The sequence below is a fragment of the Acinetobacter sp. YZS-X1-1 genome (genome assembly GCF_000804305.1).
Lineage (GTDB): Bacteria > Pseudomonadota > Gammaproteobacteria > Pseudomonadales > Moraxellaceae > Acinetobacter > Acinetobacter variabilis.
The window spans coordinates 1-16,445 of record NZ_JWHB01000009.1 but is presented as its reverse complement, the minus strand read 5'-3'; the positions used below and the strand labels follow the sequence as shown (position 1 = coordinate 16,445).

Genomic DNA, 16,445 nt, shown 5'->3' with positions numbered 1-16,445 from the left:
TGACACATCCGGTCTGTTTTCTGGGGCAAGAGGAAAGTAGACCGGCTCAGTAACAGATCACCAGAGCAATAATAAAAATAAAATGATAAATTGATCAGGTCCCCAAAATGGGGACTTTTTTATTCTTTGGAAGAGACTGAATCAGTTTCATTCACTTGGTAAACAGCATCTGCCACTATTTTTGGTTCGATGTTTTTGATTTTATTACCAAAACTGCGTAACCACCAGACCAGTTGCGAGGTAAAAGGCACAGTCGCACTAATCAGGGCCATGCCATTTTCAATTTTTTCAATGTTTTGATCTTTGCTGAGCTGACTTTCTTCAAAATAGTGCGCATCAGATTCAGGCATGCTCAGTTGAAGCAATACATTTTCTGTTGGCTGGTTAAAATCGACCCGGAATCCTAAAGCCCCAGATTCGATGTATTCATCAATATCAAAATTTACCGGATGCAGGGCACGAGAATTCAGCACCACCGCTGATTTAAAACGGTGCAGGGCAAAGGTTTGAATATCCGATTTATCATGACGGGTACAGACCAGATAGATAATTGAACCTTTTTGTACCAATGCCAGCGGATTTAAAATATAGGTTTTCTCTTCGCCATTATGACCACGACCCTGATAAACACATTCCAGCTGTTTGTCCTGTAACAGGCCTTCGTAAATCGCCTGTTGGGCCGTTTTATCGACTACAGGCGGAATAAGTGGCTGAGTGGCGGGCACGATTCTGACCCGGTTAATCCATTGCCGTACATTATTTTGTGATGACAGGCTGCGTCGAGCCAGATCAAACCAGGGGTTCATTTCTTCAATCAGACTAGGTGGCAGTAGGTGTTTGAGATGTTCTTCCACCATCATAAAAGTCACCGCCTGTGAACTGGTCATATGCGGCAAGCTTTGAATGGGCGCATCTGAACGCCAGCGCCAGCCTTGTGGCGTGGTTTTACTGCTCTCAATCGGAAAACGCTGGGCAATCTGGTTCAGGTCACGCTGAATGGTACGCAAACTGATCTCGATCCCTTCACGATTCAAGATTTCCTGGAGTTCACGGGTTCCCATCCATTTGCCGGTAGAAAGACGCGACAAGATTTGCCATTGGCGGTAAAGGCTATTGGAGGTTTCTTTTTCTTGTGCTGACATAATGTATTTTTACTGGCAATCAGTGGAAAAAAATTAAATATGAGCTTACCACAATAAGAAATCTGGATTTTTTTCGCAAGTTATTCTGCGCAACAATTGTCCTACAATCCGTAAACACCTTGGCGAAAAATGATATTGAGTGAATAGGCACTTTACTGGGTTAATACAGACTTCGAAACGGATGTCATGGCATGGATATTGCTCTGATTTTATTATAGTAGATTACAATGAAGAGGTTTGTATGCTAAAAGAAAGCCAGGATACAAATACTATTACAACAGTAGAAAATCATACTGCAGCAGATTTAAGCAAAAATTTTACAGATACTACAGCACTCAATATTTCAATCAAACATAGTCCGCATTTTTTATACCAAGAGATTTCTTCGAAATTTTTCAATGAAATGCGTGATCATCAGGTGATGAACAGTCAGGCAGGTCAACGACTTGAAGAATGGCTGTCACAGCATACACTGGATGAACTGAATCAGCTAAATGAAGTAGCAAAAGAACATTTTCTTTATGATGGTATTACGTTTACCGTATACGGCGATGAGCAAGGCACTGAGCGGACTATTCCGTTTGATGTAATCCCACGGGTGATTGCCCGTAAACAGTGGAATATGGTGGCACTCGGTTCAGCACAGCGTGTTCGTGCCTTAAACCTTTTTCTGCATGATATTTATCATCAGCAGGATATTCTCAAAGCCAATATTGTTCCTGAACTTCAGGTACTGACCCATGAAGCGTATCAGCCGCATATGTATCAGCATCATTTGAAAGGCAGTATCTATAGCCAGATTAGCGGGATTGATGTTATCCGGGATTCCAAAGGCGAATTTTATGTACTGGAAGATAACCTGAGAACGCCGTCTGGTGTGTCCTATATGCTGGAATGCCGCAAGATCAGCCAGAAGTTAATGCCAAAAGTGTTTGAGCAATCCAATATTGCCGGTATTGAGCAATATCCAAAACTCTTAAGAGAAATTCTAGCGGAAAATGCCTATACCGATAATCCATTCATTGTGGTTTTGACTCCGGGTCGTTTCAATAGTGCTTACTATGAACATGCTTGCCTTGCAAGGGACATGGATGTGCCTTTAGTGACATCACGTGATCTTTTTGTTGAGAACTCTAAGGTTTATGTAAAAACGATACGTGGGCGTCAACAGGTTGATGTTATTTATAGAAGGGTCGACGACGCCTATCTTGATCCACTGTGCTTTAAACCAGATAGTACTTTGGGTGTCCCGGGCTTAATGTCTGCATATTTACAACATAATGTTGTAATCGCAAATGCACCGGGTACAGGTGTGGCAGATGATAAATCGATTTATCCTTATGTCGATAAAATGATTCATTTTTATTTAGGTGAAAAACCGATTTTAAATAATGTTCCAACCTACCAATGCCGTAATCCGGAAGATCTGGACTATGTGTTGGCAAATTTGGATCAGCTGGTCGTCAAGGAAGCACAAGGTTCTGGCGGTTACGGCATGCTGATTGGGCCACAAGCCTCTCAACAGCATATTGATATTTTCAGAGATAAGATTTTAGCTGCGCCGCATTTATATATTGCGCAGCCAACTTTGGATTTGTCGGTCAGTCCGACTTTAAGCAATTTTGGTATTGCTGAACGACATATTGATCTGCGTCCTTTTGTCTTGAGCTCACCTTACCGCACTGAAATTGTGCCAGGTGGTCTGACCCGGGTAGCCATGCAGGCAGGCTCACTGGTGGTCAACTCATCGCAAGGTGGCGGGATCAAAGATACCTGGGTAGTCGACAACTTACATTCATAACATTCCAAAGAAGGATAACGTCATGGTTTTGTTAAATACCAATGCGCAACATATTTTTTGGTTAGGCCGTTATTTATCTCGTACCCAGTTTTTATGTTCGCATTTTCCATTTTTAGATGATGAAGCCGCTGTGGCTTATGCACATGCTTTCTGTTTGCCTGCGTTTGATGCCAGTTCATTAAATGAGCTGGTTCTGGATAGTACCCAGCCGACTTCATTTACCCAGCAGTTTCAGGTGGCAAAAGACAATATTCAGGAATTGCGCGGTGTATTGTCAGGCAAAGCTTATTCCGAACTACTGAAACTGATTAAAACTGCCGATCAGAATGCCGGTTATATCTGCGATGTCGTGACAGATTGTGCCGAAATTCTGGAAGCAGAATCATCAGATGTATTTCTGTTTTTCAGTCTGGGCCAATGTCTGGAACAGCTAGATCAGCAATTACGTCTCGGTGAGGATACTACCCGTACCTTATGCAAAATTGATTATATTGTGGATACGCTCTGTGAGATTGGCTGGGGCAGTGTAAAGCAATACTGGAAACAGTTACGTGCCGCACCTGATCTGAAGCAGTTTTACCAGTTTAGTGATCATATTCATCGCTTGTTCGAGGCTGATGTATGAAATTGATGGTGAATCACCAGACGCAATATACATACACAGCCGAGGTGAGGAACAGTATTCAGTACATCAAAATGATGCCTTCCACCAATGAACATCAGAAAGTGCATTATTGGGATGTCAGTGTACCGGGTCAGAAAGTGATTCGTCATGATGCCTTTCAGAATCTCTGGATGACCAGTACACAGCGTGAATCCTATCATAGCCTGATGATCATGGCACAAGGCATCGTTGAGCTAAATCTTGCACATGAGCATGGCTTGAATGATTCGTTAAATCCCTATCTGTTTTTACAGCCGACTGAAGCCACAAAATGTAATGCAGAGATGAAAGATTTTGCAGAGCGCCATGTTGCAGCATTAACTCGTAAACATTTAATCGGCTTGGCTCAAGCCGTTCTCGAATATATTCCTTATATATCAAATAGTACTACGGTACAGGGTTCTGCGATTGATGCTTTTGAAGCACGTCAGGGCGTCTGTCAGGATCACAGTCATATTTTTATCGCCATGTGTAAACATTTAGGGTTACCATCACGTTATATATCAGGTTATCTTTATGCACAGAATGCCTCACATCTGGCAAGTCACGCTTGGACTGAGGTATTTGTTGAACAGGCATGGTACTGTTTTGATGTGAGTAATCTGTTATTTACGCCAAGTGCGCATGTCTATGTTGCGGTGGGACGCGACTATTGGGATGTTGCGCCAGTACGTGGTGTAAGAGAAGAAGGCGGTGTGGAATCCATGTATTCCATCGTCCAGGTACTAGGATGTTAATTCATTAATAAGGACAAAAAATGACGTATTGTTGTGCCCTTCGTTTAGAGCAAGGTATGCTATTTATCAGTGATACACGCACCAATGCCGGTGTGGATCACATTTCGGTATTTCGAAAATTATATACCTTTGGGGCAGATGGGGAGCGCGTTATCGTACTCCAAGCCTCCGGAAATCTGGCAACAACACAGGCAGTGATCGGACATATCAGAAATCAGCTGGAACTCAGGCAGGAACCGAATATCCTGAGTTTACCCACCATGTTTGATGTTGCGGAACTGGTGGGCAATACGCTCAAAAAAGTAATTGCCAATGTGACTGATGATAGTTTAGAACAAAGTACTTACTATTGTAATTTCCTGGTCGGCGGCCAGATTAAAAATCAGGAAATGCAGCTCTATCATATTTATCCGCAAGGCAATTTTATTTGCGCGACACGGGATACGCCATATTTCCAGATTGGTGAAAGCAAATATGGTAAGCCGATTCTGGATCGTGCTCTGACCTATGATATGCCACTCGATGAGGCATTACGCTGTTCTCTAATTTCTTTTGCTTCTACCTTACGTTCAAATGTATCTGTCGGTATGCCGCTGGATGTACTCGTCTATAAAAAAGACAGTTTAATGATGCCGAAAGGGAAACGTATTGCTGAAGACGATGAGTATTTTACGGATATTAGCCGGCAATGGTCAGAAACTTTAAAGAAAGGCCTGGCGGAATTACCCACACCATCGAATGACTATTTCTTATAAGATTTATAGAAATAAAAATAAGTATTTCTTATAAAAATTAGTAAAAATTGACTGCTTAGTGTACAGTGCTAACTTCTATACGATATTGCATAGATAAGAATAGAGGTTAGCCGCATGTACCAATTTTGTTATGCTAGTGAAAGTACCTCGTCCAAAGCCGACTTACTTCAAGATTTAACGGATATCCTTAAAGAAGCACGTGATTTTAATCATCCTAATCAAATAACAGGGGTGCTTTATTTTGCTGATGGACATTTTTTCCAGTGCTTGGAAGGTGAATGTCTGGTTTTAAAAGCTTTACTGACAGAGAGACTATCTAAAGATTCACGCCATAAAAATATTAAACTATTTGAAACTAAAGAGATTGAGCAGCGTACTTTTGTCGACTGGTCGATGAAATACATTTCTAAACGTAGTTCCATTCAACAATTCTGCCAAGAGATGGGGCTTGAAGTTTTTACGCCTAATGATTTTAACCAGGAACAAGTAGATGCTTTATTACTTGAACTGTCATTAATCGAAAATGAAGAGCAAAAATTAGCTTAAATACTGACCGTATAAAAAAGCCCAATTTATATTGGGCTTTTTTATTTTTGGCTAGTTTTTCTTTAAACCAGTTTGCGTACCGGGCGGGCAGACATGCGGCAAAGTAATTCATAACCAATCGTACCATTGGCTTCAGCTACATCATCAACCAGACGGGATTTGCCCCATAGTTCGACTTCAGTACCTAATTCCAGATTGAGACCAGTTGCATCAATGGCAATCATGTCCATTGCCACACGGCCAATCACACGGGTTTGCTGACCATTAATCGCTACATAGTTCTGTTTCAGGAAAGCACGTGGATAACCGTCACCATAACCGATAGAAACAATGGCTAAAGCCATATCTTGATCAGCAGTGAAAGTAGAACCATAGCCGACATGTTCACCCGCTTTGATATTGTTCAGTGCAATCACTTCGGCAGTAAAAGTCATGACTGGTTTTAGATCTAAATCATGTACAGTTTTGTCTGCAAATGGAGTCGCGCCGTAGAGCATGATGCCTGGACGGACAAAGTCAAAATGCAATTCTGGATATTTATAGATTGCAGCTGAGTTACAGCAAGAACCTATTAAAGGTGCGCAGTCATTTTTCACTTCAAGGAACTGCTGGATTTGCTGTTCATTGAGTGGATGTTCCGCATCCGCATTGGCAAAGTGCATCGCCAGCACGCAGGTAAAACCTTCTGCTTTTAGTTGATTGATCACATCTTTAATCACATCAATTTTAAAACCAAGACGGTTCATACCGCTGTTGAGTTTTACCCAAACTTTTAAGCCTTTCGCAATATAGGCTTCTTTATTTGCCAGTAACCAATCCAGTTGTGGCTGATGATGCACAATGACTTCAATATTCTGATCGATCACAACCTGCATTTCATCTGCAGAGAAAATGCCTTCGATCAGGGTAATGGGTTGCTGATAGCCGAGTTCACGAATTTCCAGCGCTTCTTCCAGACAAGCGACACCAAAGGCATCACTATCTTTTAAGGCTGCTAAGCAGTCTTTAACTCCATGTCCGTAAGCATTGGCTTTGACCATGCTGACGATTTTAGCGGTTGGGGCAAGTTGTTTGACACGGTTTAAATTATATTGCAGTGCTTCACTGTCAATATAAACTGTAGCTTGGCGCACCCTAGATACTCCTGCGGGATGACAAAAATAATATCGTGTGGAACACACAAAAGAGGGAGAGAAATAACAGGATTGTGAAAACAAAAGCGGTCATTTCAGAATTGCGAATATTGTAGACCTATCTACCATAAATGGACATGCTCATTTATATAATTTCATGCAAAGCAAGCATTCTAAATAAAAAAGAGACCATTTCGGCCTCTTTTTTGGAATCAGATTAACCTTGAGTGCTTACTCTTCATCATCATACTGGGCATAGAACTCAGGAGAGAGGTTACTGAAACGGGTATATTGACCCTCAAATGCCAGACGAACTGTACCAATTGGACCATTACGCTGTTTTCCAATAATAATCTCGGCAGTACCAGCTTCTTTGGATTCCTTGTTATAAACCTCGTCACGGTAAATAAACATGATCAAATCGGCATCCTGCTCGATCGCACCAGATTCACGAAGGTCAGACATTACCGGGCGTTTATTTGGACGGTTCTCCAGAGAACGGTTCAACTGTGATAAGGCGATCACAGGACATTGCATTTCTTTAGCCAAGGCTTTTAAGCTGCGAGAAATCTCCGAGATCTCGCCTACACGGTTATCACCCATACCCGGCACTTTCATCAACTGAAGATAATCGACCATGATACAACCGAGTTTACCACCATGCATTTTAGCAATACGACGCGCACGCGCACGAACCTCAGTCGGTGGTAGTGCAGAGGAGTCATCGATATAAAGATGCTTTTCCTGTAAATGTACAATGGTACTGGTTACCTTAGACCATTCATCACTGTCCATTTTACCGGCACGTAAATGCCCTTGATGCACCCGGCCGAAAGATGAAATCAAACGCATCGCAATCGAATCCGCTGGCATTTCCATCGAATAGACCAGCGCAGGGAGGTTGTTGTTAAACAGCACACTTTCGACCAAATTCATGGCAAAGGTGGTTTTACCCATAGAAGGACGGGCTGCGACAATAATCAAATCACCGGCCTGCATACCGGAAGTTTTATTGTCCAGTTCCACGAAACCGGTGGTCAGACCGGTAATTGAACCTTCTAATTGAGACAGTTCATTTAACTTGTCGAATACGTCAGCTACCACGGTATTAATTGCTTTCGGGCCTTGAGCCTTGGCATTGTTATTATGTTGTTCGGCAATCGAAAAAATATTAGTTTCAGCCAAATCCAGAATTTCACTGACCGGGCGACCTTTAGTGTCATAGGCATTCTGTAAAATTTCAGAGCTGACCTTGATCATGCTACGTAAAGTAGAGAATTCTTTAATTTTACCCGCATAGGTTTCCAGGTTATAGAAACTTGAAGGCGAGTCAGCCATTAGCTGCATTAAATATTCTTCACCACCGACAGCATCCAGTAAGTTCTGCTTGATTAGCCAGTCATGAACCAGTACTGCATCATAAGGCGAATTTTCCTTAGAAAGCTGTTCAATGCCACGGAAGATATATTTATGCCGGGTCGCATAAAAATCATTTTCAGTCAGCACATCACCGACTTGTTCAAAAGATTCAGCCACAGTCATAAGGGCAGCAAGTACAGCCTGTTCAATCGCTAAATTGTGCGGGGGAGTACGGAACTCCTTAAGTTGGGTATCAGCAACAATTTCTGGTTTAGCGGTAGGTGCCTTTTTGCTGGCATTCGCCTGTGACATATAAATCCCTGATTTTAAATACAATGGTTAAATATTGTCGGAGATGAATAAGGTTTATTCACTACGAGATGAAATGATACGCGGTCTGATCCAAAATGCGAAGTGCAATTTTTTGTGAACGCGAAGAATAAATTGAATTTTTTACTGTTGAGCAGATTATATTTTTTAGAGATAAAAAAAGAGCATGCCGAAGCATGCCCTTTTTTCGGTGAGAAATTACTCAGCTACGATAGTAACCAGAACTTCTGCAGCAACATCATGGTGCAATTGGATTGCGATGTTGAATTCACCAGTGTTGCGAAGCGCGCCATTTGGAAGACGAACTTCAGCACGGTCAACTGTAAGACCAGCATTTGTCAACGCGTCAGCGATGTCACGAGTACCGATTGAACCGAACAGTTTACCTTCATCACCAGCTTTCGCAGTGATTACGATGTTAACTTCGTTCAATTGGTCAGCACGTGCTTGAGCAGCAGCTAATACTTCAGCTTCTTGTTTCTCAAGTTCAGCACGACGAGCTTCAAAAGCAGCAGTGTTAGCTTCAGTAGCTGCAACTGCTTTACCTTGAGGGATCAAGTAGTTACGGCCGTAACCAGCTTTAACTGAAACTTTATCACCAAGTTTACCAAGGTTTTTAATGCGTTGTAATAAAATAATATCCACAGCTCAACCTCACTTATGATTGTCAGTGTAAGGGATCAAAGACAAGTAGCGAGCTTGTTTGATAGCAAGTGCTAGCTGACGTTGGTAACGAGCTTTAGTACCTGTAATACGACTAGGAACAATCTTGCCGTTTTCAGTGATGTACTGTTTTAAAGTGTCGATATCTTTGTAGTCGATGTACGTAACGTTCTCAGCTGTAAAGCGGCAGAACTTGCGACGACGGTAAAAACGTGCCATGTTAGGTTCTCCTTATGCTTCAGCAGAGTCTTGAGCTTGTTGTGCTTCTTCACGTTGAGCTTTACGCGCACGTTTTTCTTCAGCACTCTTAGCCAATAGTGACTCTTCAGTGATAGCGTTTTCACGACGGATGATAAGGCTACGAATGATTGCATCGTTATAACGGAACAATTCTTCTAGCTCATCAAGAGTAGTTTGACCACACTCAACATTCATAAGAATGTAGTGAGCTTTGTGGATCTTGTTGATTGGGTAAGCCAATTGACGACGGCCCCAGTCTTCAAGACGGTGGATTTGACCTTCAGCTTCTTTGATGTGAGTTAGGTAACGTTCTACCATACCCACAACTTGATCGCTTTGGTCTGGATGTACCAATAGTACGATTTCGTAGTGACGCATTGTCAGCTCCTTACGGTTTAAACAGCCCCAATTTAAGTGAAATTGAAGCAAGGAGTCACAACCTTGGTTGTGTCGCATAATATGCGAAGCGTGAAGTTTAGTGGTTTTGGGGCTGAAATACAAGCAAATCTTGCCAGATGATGAATGTTTGAGCAGGTATGGAAACAAATAAAAAATTTACAAGAGTTAAGTATCTAAAGGAAACAAAGTTACTTTAAGTAAGCTCGGAGGGGATTATGTATTTAGTGAAGAAATAAAAAAAGATAGAGTAAAACTCTATCTTCTTAAAAGAATATGATTGGATTCTGCGGGGCAGTAGAAGTAAAACTGAAAATAATACTGATCACGGTAATCAGTTTGACCGAGAACATGAAATACTGTTTTGCCCATGCCTGATCATCTTCAGCTTTAAAGCCCTGAATACTGAGATAGATCCAGTAAAGCGTCATCAGATTCAATACCACCAGATAAATCCAGTTTGCATAACCATAAACAAATAGAGCATTCATGGTGATTCCGAACAATATCACGTAGATCAAAGATTCGATCTTGGTACGTCGAATTGAACGAGCGACAGGCAGAATTGGAATGCCTGCATTTTTGTAATCTTCAAAACGGTAAACTGCAATTCCCCATGAATGAGGCATTTGCCAGAGTGCATACCCTAAAAAAATTAAAAGGGCACCCAGGTCAAACTGGCTTGCAACTGCGGTATAACCGATCACAGGCGGTGCTGCGCCAGAAATACTGCCTACCAGTGTTTGGTGAATAGTTGTTCGTTTTGTCCATAAGCTGTAAAAACCAACGTATACGACAAAACCAATAACTGCGAATAGGAAAGCGTATGCATTTACCCAGAACCATAAAATGCCAAAACCGATCACACCCAGTACAAAAGCAAAGGCAAGAGCAACAGGGACAGAAATGGTTTTTTTGACAAGTGCGCGATTTTGCGTGCGCTGCATTTTTTGGTCGATGTCCTGATCAATAACATTATTGACCACGCATCCTGATGCCACTACGAGAGTAGTACCAATAAGAGTAAGAAGCAGAAGAAGGAAATCTACAGAACCTTGGGTGGCTACGAAGTAGCCACCCAAAGTGGTAACAAAGTTACCGAAGAGAATTCCTGGCTTAGTCAGGAATAAATACTTTTTCAGCATGACAACCAGTTTAGATCATCATGTTGTAGTGCAGGTAGTTCATGATCCATACAGAACCCACTAAAAGAATAGCGATGGTTAAGATGGTATACACAAATGCAATTACGTTCCAGCGTTGCTCTGAAGAAGAGTTCATGTGCAAGAAGTAAATTAATTGCACAAGAATCTGAGCGACTGCAGTAATTGCAATAGCAGTAATCAAGATACCGCGGCTAAAACCACCTGCCATGACCATACCGAATGGAATTACAGTAAGGACAACAGACAGGATGAAGCCAACAGTATATTGCTTCATGTTACCGTGTGATTCGCCAGCAGCGTTATGATCATGACTCATTATAGAACTCCCATCAAGTAAACTACGCTGAATACACAGATCCATACGATGTCAAGGAAGTGCCAGAACAAGCTTAGGCACGCAAGACGACGAGTGTTAGGTAGAGTCAAACCATATTTCTTGATTTGAATCATTAACACGATCATCCATACCAAACCTGAAGTTACGTGGATACCGTGCGTACCTACCAACGTAAAGAACGAAGACAGGAACGCAGAAGTGCTAGGGCCATGACCAGCATGAACTAAATGATTGAACTCATAAAGTTCCATACCGATGAAGGCAGCACCAAATAACCAAGTGATCGCTAACCAGGTAAGAACCTGACCAACGTTTTTCTTGTAGGCAGCTAGAACGGCAAAACCAAAAGTTACGGAAGAGATCAAAAGGGCAAACGTTTCAGTTAAAACGAAACCTAATGAATCACCAAACAGATCACGCGCGCTTGGAGTGCCTAATGGAACGTGGCTACTTAAAACAGCGAATGCAATGAAGAGTGTACCGAAAAGGATAAGGTCACTCATCAAGTAAGTCCAGAAACCAAAGACAGTGATGTCGGTATCATCGTGATGATGATGCTCATCGTGTCCGTGGTTATCGTGATGAAGTACTTCAGCCATGGTCTTAGTCCTTCTTCAAGTGTTTTTCAAGGATCGCATAACGTTCACCTTCAATACGCTCAACTTCAGCAGCAGGAACATAGTAATCCACTTTCTTGGTGAAAGAAGACACGATGAAGCTGATGATAGCTGCTACGAAAGTAACCGCTACTAACCACCAGATGTGCCAGATTAACGCGAAGCCCATAACAGTGATGAACATTGCGATAATGAAACCAGCAGCACGGTTAGTCGGCATATGGATATCTTCGTACTTCGTAGGTTTTGCATAAGCAACACCGTTTTCTTTCTCGATCCAGAAAGTATCAATACCATTGATCTTTGGAAGATGAGCAAAGTTATAGAACGGAGCAGGAGAAGATGTAGCCCATTCAAGCGTACGACCATCCCATGGATCGCCAGTCAAATCTAGACGTTGATCGCGTTGTAGGAAACCAACAATGATTTGCATGATGAAACATACAATACCAAGTGCAACTAGAACAGCACCGAACATTGCGATGTTTACATACGGATCCCAGTCTGGGTTATCAAATGTATTCAGACGACGAGTCATACCCATGAAACCAAGGATATAAAGTGGCATGAATGCAAAGTAGAAACCAAAGAACCAGAACCAGAATGCTGCTTTACCCCAAGTCTCATTCAGTCTCCAACCGAACATTTTCGGCCAGTAGAAGATGATACCCGCGAACATCGCGAATACTACACCACCAATAATTACGTTATGGAAGTGAGCGATCAGGAATAAAGAGTTGTGTACCAGGAAGTCCGCTGGTGGAACTGCCATCAATACACCTGTTAAACCACCGATACCGAAAGTCACAAGGAAGCCAAGTGTCCATAGCATTGGGGTAGTGTAAACGATACGACCCTTATACATGGTGAACAACCAAGAGAAGATTTTCACACCAGTAGGAATCGCAATAATCATGGTCATGATACCGAAGAACGCGTTAACGTTGGCACCTGCACCCATGGTAAAGAAGTGGTGAACCCATACAACGAATGACAATACTGTAATTGCAACTGTTGCATATACCATTGATTTGTAACCGAACAATGCTTTACGAGCGAAAGTCGATACAACTTCAGAGTAAATACCAAATGCTGGCAATACCAGAATGTATACTTCTGGGTGACCCCAAGTCCAAATCAAGTTCACATAAAGCATTGGGCTACCGCCTAGCTCGTTTGTGAAGAAGTGGAAGCCGAAGTAACGGTCAAGAGACAGCATTGCAATAGTAGCAGTCAACACTGGGAATGCTGCGATAATCAATACTGCTGTACATAAAGATGTCCAGGTAAAGATTGGCATTTCCATCAGTTTCATGCCAGGCGCACGCATTTTGATGATGGTAACGAAGAAGTTAACACCCGTTAATAGCGTACCCAGACCTGAAATCTGCAGTGCCCAGATGTAGTAATCCACACCGACGCCAGGAGAGTATTCAATGCCTGATAGTGGAGGATAAGCCATCCAACCAGTCGCAGCGAATTCACCAATCGCAAGTGAAGCCATCATCAGACCCGCAGCACCAGCGAACAGCCAGAAGCTTAAAGAGTTCAATAATGGGAATGCAACGTCACGTGCACCGATTTGAAGCGGTACAGAGATGTTCATTAAACCAACAACAAGACCCATTGCCACGAAGAAGATCATGATCACACCGTGTGCGGTGAAGATCTGGTCATAGTGTTCTGGGTGCAAGTAGCCTTCGCCGCCACCTTTTGCAAGGAACTGCTGAAGACGCATCATGATCGCATCGGCGAAACCACGTACCAGCATGACCACTGATACAAAGATATACATGATACCAATTTTTTTATGGTCTACAGATGTGAACCATTCGTTCCACAGGTAGCCCCATTTTTTGAAGTAGGTAATACCCGCAACAACTGCGATACCACCTAAGATCATCATTGCAACAGTTACCAGTACGATTGGATCGTACGGAATTGCATCTGGACCTAACTTACCTAAGAAGCTCATGAATTATTCTCCTTGAGAAGCAGTCGCATGTTCAACATCTACATGTGCTTCAGAAGCAGCTGCTTCCTGGTGAGCAACAGAAGACGCTGAGTGATCAGCACCGTGATAGTTACTCATGTAGTTATTGATCACAGATTCAAACAAACCTTGCTCAACAGAAGAGTAGTAAGTCACTGGATGTGGCTTAGTTGGGTAAGGCTTCATTGCTTCAGCAGCAGCCTTCTCTTCAGGAGTCGTAGCTTTTGCAATAATCGCTTCGATTTGGTGTTTACCACGGTTACCGTCACGCAAGCTTGCAAATTCAGCTTGGTCTAAAACAGTTTTTTGAACTGCTTCTGGATTTACTGAAGTACCGTTACCAGCTTTAACTGCAGCTACCCATTCAGCAAACTGAGCATCAGTCACAGCATGTGCACGGAAGCGCATTTGTGAGAAGCCATAGCCTGAATAGTTAGAAGAGAAACCGCGGTAGCCTTCAGCTGGGCTAGTTTCGTCTGCCATTAAGTTCAGGTGAGTTTGCATACCCGCCATTGCATAGATCTGACCACTTAACGCAGGGATGAAGAATGAGTTCATCGTGAAGTTAGAAGTCAAACGAAGACTTACCGGAGTTTTCTCTGGGAAGCGAATTTCGTTTACAGTCGCAATATTTTGTTCTGGGTAGATGAAGATCCATTTGAACTGTTCAGCAATAACCTGAACTGTTAATGGTGCTTTATCTGCCTCAAGTGGGCGGTATGGGTCGTACTTGTGGGAACCCCACCAAGTTAACCAAGCTAAAATACCAATAATAATGACAGGGATACCCCAAACTACAATTTCAATCGCAGTAGAGTGTGCCCATGTAGGTTTATAGTCTGCGTCTTTATTCGATGCGCGATATTTCCAACCGAACCATAATGCCATGATAATTGATGGAATTACCACCAACAGCATTAAGTAAATCGCAGTCATCATCAGGCTACTTTGGCCTTCAGCAACTGGACCCTTAGAGTTCAGAAGTACTAGATCACCACCACACCCTGTTAAAAGTGCAGCCATCGTTGATAAAGACAATACAGCTAAAATCGTTTGTCTCATTTTACAACCTCGGTGAAGAGTCCCATTCCCTAATTTAATATGGGATAGCGATTAAAGTGTCGCATGATAAAAGAGGCCGTTTTTTTACAAAACACCCTTCTAATCATAATACACCGCTACGTTGTAGGGCATTATGCCTGATATTGCCAAACTAAGCTATATATAAAGGTGCTTTAAATGACTGTAATAAAAACCGATTTTGTCGGTCGGATTTCAAGAATATTTATAGGAATTTTATTGTAATTTCAAAGTTATGTAGGAAAATGGGATGCCAAAACATCCCATTTTATGGCAGGACTAATTATTGTTTAACGACTTGGGTTTTTGCCAGTTTATCGTGCACGGTTTGACGTTTTTGCCCTAAACCGAACGCCCAGTCAATGATTGTGCTGAGTGGCATGAAGATAATATTCAGGAGAATAAAGAACACACTGCGAATAGTGAAGGCACGCATCAAGCTGGTTTTTTCACCAGTCTCAGCATCTACGATCTTAATTTTAGTCAGTTTTTTACCGATACTTTGACCCGATTTGGCAATCAGAAAAGCTTGAATAGCGAGCATGATCACCAGGTAAATTACAGTCGCAATCCATGCCTGCTGTGAAAACATGTCAAACATCTGAGTCTGTAGCTGCTGTGCCAAAGCAGGGTCAGCATCACTACTTAACATCACATTCATAAATTCCTGGTTCAGTTGTGCGAATTGGGTTTCCTGTTCAGGAGTAAAAAATGCGGTCAAAATAAACGTCGCAGGCAGCCATAAAAGCAGATCCACAATCTTGGCTAAAATACGGCTTGGAATACTCGCCAGTTCTTTTTTTGCTGCAACATTTTGAGAGCTACGGGCACGAAGATAGTCTGTACTTGACTCATTTGCGTTCTGTGGAGCCTGATAGGCAGGTGTCGCTGGCATTTCTGGTGCTACATAGCCTTCAGGCTGATAGATCAGTTTCCCTTGGGTGAGTTCACCTAAAGCTTTCCATTCGGTCATACCTTGATGCCAAGCCAAATCAGTCAGAAGTACTTGTTGGTTGGTAAGCATCTGATTTAATTGCTCGAGCGTATATGGGCCAGCTTGTTGATTATTTCGTGCCAAGTAAATCTGCATATAAACTGAATCTCAAAAATATAAATTTAGACAAAAATTGAACTAGGAGTTTAAGTATTTTCAGGCTGAAAACAAATAAAAGAATATAAGTGTAATATATGGATAAGTTTAGGATTTTCAAGAATGTTCATCACCAAATTCCTCCATAATTGAGACAGTGTAGCAAGGATTGATGATTTTGCTATCAAGATGTGAAAATTCACTTAAATTTAATTATGCAATTTTTTATCATGCTGTTTGTTGGTATTTGTTTGTCATTACACTAAGAATCTTATGCTTATATAAATAATTTGATTTCAGCTAAATCAAAAAACATATGATTAATCACTTAACTATAAATATAATTAAGATAATAGACCTCTTGTGTTAGTCAAAATTTAATCAGTGATAAACGTT

17 protein-coding genes are annotated in these 16,445 nt (G+C 41.9%); 5 read left to right on the top strand and 12 right to left on the bottom strand.

Annotated features, from left to right (window positions below; all coding sequences use genetic code 11):
* Window positions 1-119: 119 nt before the first annotated feature.
* Window positions 120-1,142, bottom strand: coding sequence for a YafY family protein (locus RJ01_RS07170; protein ID WP_005236034.1), 1,023 nt, complete (start codon window positions 1,140-1,142; stop codon window positions 120-122).
* A gap of 241 nt (window positions 1,143-1,383) precedes the next feature.
* Between RJ01_RS07170 and RJ01_RS07165 the strand changes: the two genes are divergently transcribed.
* The 5 genes from RJ01_RS07165 to RJ01_RS07145 all read left to right on the top strand — a co-directional run bounded on the left by RJ01_RS07165 (window position 1,384) and on the right by RJ01_RS07145 (window position 5,645).
* On the top strand, window positions 1,384-2,943 hold the full coding sequence (locus RJ01_RS07165; RefSeq protein WP_034170538.1) for a circularly permuted type 2 ATP-grasp protein: 1,560 nt from the start codon (window positions 1,384-1,386) through the stop codon (window positions 2,941-2,943).
* A gap of 22 nt (window positions 2,944-2,965) precedes the next feature.
* Window positions 2,966-3,568 (top strand): alpha-E domain-containing protein, encoded by a 603-nt coding sequence (locus RJ01_RS07160; RefSeq protein ID WP_034170537.1) that lies wholly within the window; start codon window positions 2,966-2,968, stop codon window positions 3,566-3,568.
* A complete protein-coding gene (locus RJ01_RS07155) occupies window positions 3,565-4,344 on the top strand; it encodes a transglutaminase family protein (RefSeq protein WP_034170536.1) in 780 nt (259 codons plus the stop codon). Before RJ01_RS07160 ends, RJ01_RS07155 begins: the two co-directional genes overlap by 4 nt.
* A 20-nt stretch (window positions 4,345-4,364) precedes the next feature.
* Complete coding sequence (locus tag RJ01_RS07150; protein ID WP_005236031.1) at window positions 4,365-5,099, top strand: proteasome-type protease; 735 nt, start codon at window positions 4,365-4,367, stop codon at window positions 5,097-5,099.
* 114 nt (window positions 5,100-5,213) lie between these two features.
* Complete coding sequence (locus RJ01_RS07145) at window positions 5,214-5,645, top strand: BLUF domain-containing protein (protein ID WP_034170535.1); 432 nt, start codon at window positions 5,214-5,216, stop codon at window positions 5,643-5,645.
* A 62-nt stretch (window positions 5,646-5,707) separates the two neighbouring features.
* Here RJ01_RS07145 and alr read toward each other — a convergent pair whose 3' ends face one another.
* The 11 genes from alr to RJ01_RS07090 form a co-directional block, all read right to left on the bottom strand.
* Complete coding sequence (gene alr / locus RJ01_RS07140; RefSeq protein ID WP_034170534.1) at window positions 5,708-6,778, bottom strand: alanine racemase; 1,071 nt, start codon at window positions 6,776-6,778, stop codon at window positions 5,708-5,710.
* A gap of 231 nt (window positions 6,779-7,009) precedes the next feature.
* Window positions 7,010-8,449: a replicative DNA helicase gene (dnaB, locus tag RJ01_RS07135; RefSeq protein ID WP_034170533.1), complete on the bottom strand. Its 1,440-nt coding sequence runs from the start codon at window positions 8,447-8,449 to the stop codon at window positions 7,010-7,012.
* A gap of 216 nt (window positions 8,450-8,665) precedes the next feature.
* The gene (gene rplI / locus RJ01_RS07130) at window positions 8,666-9,112 is read right to left on the bottom strand and encodes a 50S ribosomal protein L9 (RefSeq protein ID WP_004783880.1); all 447 of its coding nucleotides are present in this window, start codon (window positions 9,110-9,112) and stop codon (window positions 8,666-8,668) included.
* Between the two features lie 9 nt (window positions 9,113-9,121).
* Window positions 9,122-9,349: a 30S ribosomal protein S18 gene (gene rpsR / locus RJ01_RS07125; protein ID WP_004278792.1), complete on the bottom strand. Its 228-nt coding sequence runs from the start codon at window positions 9,347-9,349 to the stop codon at window positions 9,122-9,124.
* A 12-nt stretch (window positions 9,350-9,361) separates the two neighbouring features.
* Window positions 9,362-9,748, bottom strand: coding sequence for a 30S ribosomal protein S6 (rpsF, locus tag RJ01_RS07120; protein WP_004696436.1), 387 nt, complete (start codon window positions 9,746-9,748; stop codon window positions 9,362-9,364).
* A gap of 284 nt (window positions 9,749-10,032) precedes the next feature.
* The gene (cyoE, locus tag RJ01_RS07115) at window positions 10,033-10,911 is read right to left on the bottom strand and encodes a heme o synthase (protein WP_005236026.1); all 879 of its coding nucleotides are present in this window, start codon (window positions 10,909-10,911) and stop codon (window positions 10,033-10,035) included.
* Window positions 10,912-10,921: 10 nt separating this feature from the next.
* On the bottom strand, window positions 10,922-11,251 hold the full coding sequence (locus tag RJ01_RS07110) for a cytochrome o ubiquinol oxidase subunit IV (protein WP_171064814.1): 330 nt from the start codon (window positions 11,249-11,251) through the stop codon (window positions 10,922-10,924).
* Window positions 11,248-11,868, bottom strand: coding sequence for a cytochrome o ubiquinol oxidase subunit III (gene cyoC, locus RJ01_RS07105; RefSeq protein ID WP_004783873.1), 621 nt, complete (start codon window positions 11,866-11,868; stop codon window positions 11,248-11,250). Before cyoC ends, RJ01_RS07110 begins: the two co-directional genes overlap by 4 nt.
* A gap of 4 nt (window positions 11,869-11,872) precedes the next feature.
* Window positions 11,873-13,861, bottom strand: coding sequence for a cytochrome o ubiquinol oxidase subunit I (gene cyoB / locus RJ01_RS07100; RefSeq protein ID WP_034170532.1), 1,989 nt, complete (start codon window positions 13,859-13,861; stop codon window positions 11,873-11,875).
* A 3-nt stretch (window positions 13,862-13,864) separates the two neighbouring features.
* Window positions 13,865-14,941, bottom strand: a complete 1,077-nt coding sequence (gene cyoA, locus RJ01_RS07095; protein WP_005236020.1) for a ubiquinol oxidase subunit II — start codon at window positions 14,939-14,941, stop codon at window positions 13,865-13,867.
* A 301-nt stretch (window positions 14,942-15,242) separates the two neighbouring features.
* Window positions 15,243-16,049 (bottom strand): RDD family protein, encoded by an 807-nt coding sequence (locus RJ01_RS07090; protein WP_034170531.1) that lies wholly within the window; start codon window positions 16,047-16,049, stop codon window positions 15,243-15,245.
* Window positions 16,050-16,445: the final 396 nt, after the last annotated feature.

Excerpts from the sequence above, each read along its gene's own strand:
- RJ01_RS07170 (WP_005236034.1), bottom strand. The coding sequence starts at position 1,142 with ATGTCAGCACAAGAAAAAGAAACCTCCAATAGCCTTTACCGCCAATGG.
- RJ01_RS07165 (WP_034170538.1), top strand. The coding sequence starts at position 1,384 with ATGCTAAAAGAAAGCCAGGATACAAATACTATTACAACAGTAGAAAAT.
- RJ01_RS07160 (WP_034170537.1), top strand. The coding sequence starts at position 2,966 with ATGGTTTTGTTAAATACCAATGCGCAACATATTTTTTGGTTAGGCCGT.
- RJ01_RS07155 (WP_034170536.1), top strand. The coding sequence starts at position 3,565 with ATGAAATTGATGGTGAATCACCAGACGCAATATACATACACAGCCGAG.
- RJ01_RS07150 (WP_005236031.1), top strand. The coding sequence starts at position 4,365 with ATGACGTATTGTTGTGCCCTTCGTTTAGAGCAAGGTATGCTATTTATC.
- RJ01_RS07145 (WP_034170535.1), top strand. The coding sequence starts at position 5,214 with ATGTACCAATTTTGTTATGCTAGTGAAAGTACCTCGTCCAAAGCCGAC.
- dnaB (WP_034170533.1), bottom strand. The coding sequence starts at position 8,449 with ATGTCACAGGCGAATGCCAGCAAAAAGGCACCTACCGCTAAACCAGAA.
- rpsR (WP_004278792.1), bottom strand. The coding sequence starts at position 9,349 with ATGGCACGTTTTTACCGTCGTCGCAAGTTCTGCCGCTTTACAGCTGAG.
- rpsF (WP_004696436.1), bottom strand. The coding sequence starts at position 9,748 with ATGCGTCACTACGAAATCGTACTATTGGTACATCCAGACCAAAGCGAT.
- cyoE (WP_005236026.1), bottom strand. The coding sequence starts at position 10,911 with ATGCTGAAAAAGTATTTATTCCTGACTAAGCCAGGAATTCTCTTCGGT.
- cyoC (WP_004783873.1), bottom strand. The coding sequence starts at position 11,868 with ATGGCTGAAGTACTTCATCACGATAACCACGGACACGATGAGCATCAT.
- cyoB (WP_034170532.1), bottom strand. The coding sequence starts at position 13,861 with ATGAGCTTCTTAGGTAAGTTAGGTCCAGATGCAATTCCGTACGATCCA.
- cyoA (WP_005236020.1), bottom strand. The coding sequence starts at position 14,941 with ATGAGACAAACGATTTTAGCTGTATTGTCTTTATCAACGATGGCTGCA.
- RJ01_RS07090 (WP_034170531.1), bottom strand. The coding sequence starts at position 16,049 with ATGCAGATTTACTTGGCACGAAATAATCAACAAGCTGGCCCATATACG.